Here is a 6,039-nt window from a genome sequence, read left to right as displayed (position 1 = left end):
TCGCACTGAAATAGAAGGGTTAATTGGCTTTTTTGTCAACACTTTAGTGATGCGGACTGATTTATCTCTTAATCCCAGTTTTAACGAATTACTCCCGCGTATTCGGGAAATGGCACTGTCCGCCTACGCTCATCAAGATTTGCCCTTTGAAATGCTCGTGGAAGCATTGCAGCCAGAAAGAGACATGAGTCATACACCACTGTTCCAAGTGATGTTTGCTCTCCAGAACGCTCCGATGTCCGAAATAGAGTTGACTGGGTTAACTGTCAGTTCTTTGCCAATAGAAAGTTCCACGGCAAAGTTTGATTTAACTTTATCAATGGAAAGCACTACCACTGGACTAGTGGGAGGGTGGGAATACAACACTGACTTGTTTGATAGCAGCACCATTGAGCGCATGACTGGTCATTTTGTGACACTGCTTGAAGCAATTGTGGCTAATCCTAATGAGCGTATTTCGCAATTACCAATACTTACAGTAAGTGAGCAGCAACAATTATTAGTTGACTGGAATGATACTCAAGTAGATTATCCCCAAGATAAATGTATCCATCAGTTGTTTGAAGAGCAGGTAGACCGTACCCCAGATGCGGTAGCGGTGGTGTTTGACAATCAACAATTGACGTACCGCGAGTTGAATTGTCGTGCTAACCAGTTGGCGCATTACTTGCAGTCTTTGGGAGTGGGAGCCGATGTGCTAGTGGGTATTTGTGTAGAACGTTCTTTAGAAATGGTGGTGGGATTATTGGGAATTCTTAAGGCGGGTGGGGCTTACGTACCACTTGACCCTGAGTATCCCCAAGACCGTCTGAGTTTTATGCTCGAAGACGCTCAAGTTTCCGTGCTACTTACCCAACAGCATCTAGTTGAGAAATTACAAAACCATCAGGCACAGGTTGTTTGTTTAGATACTGATTGGCACTTTATATCTCAGTTAAGTCAGGATAATCTAATCACTGAAGTACAAGCAACTAATTTGGTTTATGTGATTTATACCTCCGGTTCAACAGGAACACCCAAGGGAGTACTGATTGCCCACAAAGGATTATTAAATCTGGTGTTATGGCATCAGCGTACTTTAAAAATCACCTCAAGTGACAAAGCCACCCAACTAGCAGGAACAGGATTTGATGCGGCTGCATGGGAATTATGGCCTTACCTAACAGCAGGAGCAAGTCTCTACTTAGTCAAATCTGAGATCCTCGCTTCGCCAGTAAATCTACGAGATTGGTTAATATCACACCAGATTACTATCAGTTTTGTGCCAACACCAATAGCACAGGAGTTATTGTCTTTAGAATGGACTACGGAAAGTTTAGCTTTGCGTTACGTCCTGACTGGAGGCGATAAGCTTAATCAGTATCCACCAGCCTCAGTCCCCTTCCAAGTAGTGAATAATTATGGCCCAACAGAGAATAGTGTTGTCACAACTTCGGGGCTGGTAGTTGCTAAGAAACAAGATCAAACATCACCAAGCATTGGTCGTCCAATTGACAATACCCATATCTACATTTTAGATAAGGATTTACAACCAGTACCTATTGGTGTACAAGGAGAGTTACACATCAGTGGTGCAGGATTAGCAAGAGGCTACCTCAACCGAAGCGAGTTGACACAAGAAAAATTCATCCCCAACCCCTTCAACAATTCAAAATTCAAAATTCAAAATTCAAAATTATATAAAACAGGGGACTTGGCTCGTTATCTGCCAGATGGAAACATAGAATACCTGGGGCGCATCGACAATCAAATGAAAATCCGAGGTTTCCGAATTGAGTTAGGGGAAATTGAGGCAATACTGAGTCAGCATCCAGGAGTTAGGGAAAATGTGGTAGTGGCGAGAGAAGATATCCCAGGAGAGAAACGCTTAGTAGCTTATTTTGTGTCGCAGTTCGAGCAAACACCGACTACCAATGAGTTACGCATTTTCCTGAAAGAAAAATTACCACAGTACATGGTGCCAAGTGCTTTTGTCAGTTTAGAGTTTTTACCTTTAACTCCCAATGGTAAGGTAGACCGCAAAGCCTTACCTGTTCCTGATTCCCATAATACCCAGTTGGCAGTGAATTTTGTAGCACCATGTACCCCTGTAGAAAAAGTATTGGCAGATATTTGGGCTAATGTACTGCATCTAGAGCAGGTGGGTGTTCTGGATAATTTCTTTGAGTTAGGAGGTCATTCACTCTCCACAATTCGGGTGATGTCCCAGGTAAATGAGACTTTCCAGATGAAGTTGCCGTTGCGCCACTTATTTACTGCCCCAACTATCGCTGAACTGGCTCAAACCATTGAATCTACTTGTGGAACAGATTCTACTGCCAGTGGCAATGAAATTACTAGCGTCAACTTACAGGCTGAAGTCGTCCTAGACGAGACAATCAAGCCTCTTAACTTAGTTTATCAACCTGTAAGTGAACCAAAAGCTATTCTGCTCACAGGTGCAACAGGCTTTGTTGGTGCTTTCTTGCTGGCGGAATTATTACAACAAACTCAAGCAGATATTTATTGTTTGGTGCGTGCTGCCAACTTGAGCGCAGGTAAACAACGCCTCCAAGAAACCCTGAAAGCTTATTTACTTTGGGAGGAATCTTTCAGTGAGCGGATTATTCCAGTATTAGGAGATTTATCTCAACCGCTTCTGGGTCTTGGTGATGAGCAGTTTCACCTTATGGCTAGGAATATTGACTCAATTTACCATAATGGCGCTTTAGTGAATCATGTTTATCCATACGCTTTGTTAAAAGCAGCAAATGTGCGTGGCACTGAGGAAGTCTTGAGATTAGCTAGCCAAATCAAAATCAAGCCTGTGCATTTCATCTCTACTGTTAGCGTTTTCTCTTCAGATGAGTATTTTAAATTAGAGGTGGTTCAAGAAAACGATCCTCTGGAACACTCTCAAGGACTTCTTGCTGGCTATACCCAAAGTAAATGGGTGGCAGAAAAGATTGTCATGATGGCACGCGATCGCGGTTTGCCTTGCAGTATCTACAGGCTTGGTAGAATAACATGGCATAGTCAAACCGGCGTTTGGAATCCAAATGACATGTTTTACAGATTCATCAAAGCCTGCATTCAACTAAAAAGCGCGCCAGAGATGAACAGCACGGTAGAAATTACACCTGTAAACTATCTCGCCAAAGTTTTAATCCACCTGTCGCAGCAGCCAAAATCTTTAGGCAAAGCCTTTCATTTAATGAATTCCCATTCTGCTCCTTGGAGTCAATTTATTAACTGCATCAAGTCTTTTGGCTACCCACTGCAACAGCTTACCTATGAGGATTGGCAAGCTCTCCTACTTCGCAATACCCAAATTTCTAGTGATAACGCTTTGTATTCAGCTATATCGCTGGCTGAAGACAATACAACTTCAGAGTCAACGCCAAATGCAACATCTAGCTTAAAATTTGATTGCCAAAATACCCTCAATGGACTTGCAGATACTGGCATTCGCTGGCCGGAAGTAGATGAGAAATTACTCCAAGCTTTCTTTGCCAACTTTAGCAAAGTTGTGTGAACTGGGGAGGCAGTGACGGGTACACAGGGTTTCCACCGAAGTTCAGAGCGGAGGAAACCTCCGCTCTGACTCCTCTCCCAGTAGAGCAACTGCCGTAAGGCTGAGGTAGCTGGGGGAAAAAGAGCCTATTTATCAGTAAAAAAATAATGTCGCTCATTACTAAAGTAGATGAATTGTTCATTCAGTGGGATAAACCTAATTCCCCTGGATGTGCTATTGCTGTTATTCAGAGTCGGGAGATAATTTATCAGCGCGGTTATGGTATGGCTAACTTGGAATATAACATTCCTATATCTCCTAATTCTGTCTTTGATATCGCTTCTAATTCCAAGCAATTTACAGCAATATGTATCGTTTTACTAGCCAGACAAAATTTTCTCAACTTAGATGATGAATTGCAAAAATATATTCCAGAAATTCCTCAATATAGTCAGTCCATTACTATTCGTTATTTACTAGATCACACTAGCGGTTTACGCGACTATTTGGCTCTGATGTCCTTTGCTGGAATGGTATTTGAAAATAAGTATTCAAATGAAGAAATTATTGCTTTAATTGCTCGACAAAAAAGCTTAAATTTCGAGCCTGGAACCGAGCAATTATATTCTAATTCTGGCTACATTTTACTAGCAGAAATTGTGAGACGTGTCTCTGGCAAATCTTTACGGGTATTCGCTCAAGAGAATATTTTTGCTCCATTGGGAATGAAAAATACTCATTTTCATGATAACTTCAAGGAAATCGTGAAAAATAGAGCTAATGGATACGCTCCAAAAGATGGAGGTAGTTTCCAAATCGATATGTCTTTTCATGATTTCTGTGGAGACGGACAGCTTTACACGACGATTGAAGATTTACTACTGTGGGATCGAAACTTCTACCACAATATTTTAGGTGGCTATGGACAAGATTTAATTGAAGAGGTAACTACTCCACGCAAACTCAATAATGGTGAAGTTATCTCAGGTTCATTTGGGTTGCAGATTGGCAATCGCGGCGGCTTGAAAACAATTCGGCATGGAGGCGCTTGGACTGGTTATCGGAGCGATTTTATTCGATTTCCCGATCGCCAATTTTCTGTTATCTGTTTGGCTAATCTGAATACGATCGACCCAACTAAATTAGCTTTTAAAATTGCTGATATATATTTAGAAAATGATTATATTATAGATATTGTTAAGCCTATTTCGCGTTCTATTAACTCTATTAATTTACCCGTAGTAGAACTACAGATCAAAACTGGATTTTATTATAACTCCACAACTGGAAGCATATGGGAATTAGAGATAGAAGATGAAAAATTAATGGCTAATTTAGCAGGGATGCATTTTCCATTTGTTCCGATTGACACAAAACATTTTCAATCTGCCGATAATGAGATTGATTATGACATTGAGTTTTCTGAAGATTTGACTCAAATAATAGTCAAAGTAGATATCGGCAATGCTATTAAAATCTCTACTCTTGAGAAAATGCTAGATTCTCCAAAAGAGTTATTAACAGATTATCTTGGTACTTATTATTCTACTGAATTAGAGTCTGAATTTAAAATAATTTTAGCAAGTAGTATATTGTATTTGAAGAGCAAAGGTTGTTCTCCATCCCACCTCAAAGTTGTTGGACAAGACCTCTTCCTTACATATCTTACATATGCAAATATAAATGCAGATAAGTTTGAATTTGTGCGAGATCGGGACGGTCAAGTTGTCGGTTTATATCGTTGTAATGACAGGGTGCGAAGACTCTACTTTAGGCGTTGCATAAATGCGGGATGAATCATACAAACACGAGCACTTGTCTATACTTCAAGTAGTGAAGTAACAATCGAATTGAATGTTTAAGCATATCTACGGATGCGCGAAGGGTGAGTGTGATTTGAACGATAATTTAGCCAAACGGTCACGAAATACTTCACTCTGTACTAGGACAACATATAGGTTCTTGTCAGATTTTGGTGATCATTGAAAGTTACGCACTTTAAGGCAGATGGCAGACGCCTGTCACTGGAACGATAACTTGGCAGAAAAGGACGGCTTATGCTTCCAATCGCCAAAAGGACAAATTATGGGTTCTTGGCAACTTTTGGTGATCCTGGTTGGGGTAAGGCAGAAGGCAGACGGCAGAAGGAAGAGGAAGGAAAAATTCCCATAATTGAAGCTCTGCTAGGATTATAGAACATCTGCATCACTTGAAAGCCGTAAGCGATCGCAAGAGTGAAGTCACAAATCCCACGCCCGGATAAGAAAACGTTTTAAACCCTTCTGCCCTCTGCCTCCTGCCTTCTGCCTTAAAGCGCGTAACCTTTCATCATCACCAAAATCTGACAAGAACCCATAATGGTTCTTGGCAACTTTTGGTGATCTCGGTTGGGGGAAGGCAGAGGGCAGAAGGCAGGAGGCAGAAGTCGGAAGAGTAGAAGTAATAAATTCAAGCTTTGAGTTTGTTTAACCCGGATTTCTCACAAGTGAGAAAAAAACACTTGGGTTAGTCAAATTTTAGATAACTTAATTGATACATTATCAAAA

The 6,039-nt window shown here is 40.9% G+C and carries 3 protein-coding genes and 1 pseudogene; 3 read left to right on the top strand and 1 reads right to left on the bottom strand.

Annotated elements, in window-relative coordinates; translation table 11 throughout:
- A partial coding sequence (locus CDG77_RS32780; protein WP_143857144.1) for a non-ribosomal peptide synthetase occupies positions 1 to 3,514 on the top strand: 3,514 nt, incomplete at its 5' end.
- A 146-nt stretch (positions 3,515 to 3,660) separates the two neighbouring features.
- On the top strand, positions 3,661 to 5,289 hold the full coding sequence (locus CDG77_RS32775) for a serine hydrolase domain-containing protein (protein ID WP_094333368.1): 1,629 nt from the start codon (positions 3,661 to 3,663) through the stop codon (positions 5,287 to 5,289).
- A gap of 1 nt (position 5,290) precedes the next feature.
- Here CDG77_RS32775 and CDG77_RS38220 read toward each other — a convergent pair.
- Positions 5,291 to 5,386 (bottom strand): annotated as a pseudogene (locus CDG77_RS38220) (IS1 family transposase); the annotation flags it as partial.
- A gap of 164 nt (positions 5,387 to 5,550) precedes the next feature.
- Here CDG77_RS38220 and CDG77_RS37130 point away from each other — a divergent pair.
- Complete coding sequence (locus CDG77_RS37130) at positions 5,551 to 5,688, top strand: hypothetical protein (RefSeq protein WP_190234133.1); 138 nt, start codon at positions 5,551 to 5,553, stop codon at positions 5,686 to 5,688.
- Positions 5,689 to 6,039: the final 351 nt, after the last annotated feature.

The organism is Nostoc sp. 'Peltigera membranacea cyanobiont' 213, from assembly GCF_002245975.1.
Lineage (GTDB): Bacteria > Cyanobacteriota > Cyanobacteriia > Cyanobacteriales > Nostocaceae > Nostoc.
The sequence above is the reverse complement of the archived record's forward strand: the minus strand, read 5'-3'. Positions and strand labels throughout refer to the sequence as shown.